The following is a 1,311-nucleotide window of genomic DNA, read 5'->3' as shown; positions in this document are numbered from 1 at the left end:
CACCGGCAACGCCAGCGACAACATCCTCGACGGCAAGGCCGGTGCGGACACCCTGATCGGCGGTGCCGGCAACGATGCCTACGTGGTGGATAACGCCGGCGACGTGATCGTCGAACAAGGCACTTCGACCTCGGAAATCGACACGGTCTATTCCTACATCGATTACACCCTGGGTGCCAACGTCGAGAACCTGACCCTGATCGGCGCCAACCTCAACGGCACCGGCAACAGCCTCAACAACACCCTCAAGGGCAGCGTCGGCAATAACCTCCTCGATGGCGGTGCAGGGGCCGACTTCATGGCCGGCGACACCGGCAATGACACTTACATCGTCGACAACGTCGGCGATGTGGTCAGCGAAACCAGCACCCTGGTCGGCGAGATCGACACCGTGCAGTCCTCGGTAAGCTTCACATTGGGCGCTAACGTCGAGAACCTGACCCTCACCGGCAATGCCAGCCTCAACGGCTACGGCAACAGCCAGAACAACGTGCTGACCGGCAACGCCGGCGACAACATCCTCGACGGCATGGCAGGTGCTGACACCATGAACGGCGGTGCCGGCAACGACGCCTATGTGGTGGACAACATCGGCGACGTGATCATCGAGCAAGGCACCTCGCCTTCGGAAATCGACACCGTCTATTCCTACATCGATTACACCCTGGGCACCAACGTCGAGAACCTGACCCTGATCGGCGGCAACCTCAACGGCACCGGCAACAGCCTCAACAACGTTCTCAAGGGCAGCGCCGGCAACAACATCCTCGATGGCGGCGCGGGCGCCGACTTCATGGCCGGCGACACTGGCAATGACACCTACATCGTCGACAACGTCGGCGATGTGGTCAGCGAAACCAGCACCCTGGCCAGCGAGATCGACACCGTGCGCTCTTCGCTGAACTGGACCCTGGGCGCCAACCTGGAAAACCTGACGCTCACCGGCAGCGCCAACCTCAACGGCAGCGGCAACAACCTCAATAACGTGCTGATCGGTAACTCGGGCAACAACCTCCTCGATGGCGGCGCGGGCGCCGACTTCATGGCCGGCGACAGCGGCAATGACACCTACTTCGTCGACAATGTCGGTGATGTCGTCAGCGAAACCAGCACCCTGGTCAGCGAGATCGACAGCGTAGTGTCCTCGGTGACCTTCTCCCTGGGCGCCAACGTCGAGAACCTGACCCTGACTGGCAACGCCAGCCTCAACGGCTATGGCAACAGCCAGAACAACGTGCTGACCGGCAACGCCGGCGACAACATCCTCGACGGCATGGCGGGTGCTGACACCCTGGATGGCGGGGCCGGCAA

Annotated in this window: 1 pseudogene; it reads left to right on the top strand. The window is 62.0% G+C overall.

The window, feature by feature from the left end:
- Positions 1-1,311 (top strand): annotated as a pseudogene (locus ACQKP4_RS29125) (calcium-binding protein); the annotation flags it as partial.

Source organism: Pseudomonas sp. NPDC086278 (genome assembly GCF_050280905.1).
Lineage (GTDB): Bacteria > Pseudomonadota > Gammaproteobacteria > Pseudomonadales > Pseudomonadaceae > Aquipseudomonas.
Note: the sequence above shows the minus strand (reverse complement) of the source record. Positions and strands in the feature narration are given on the sequence as shown.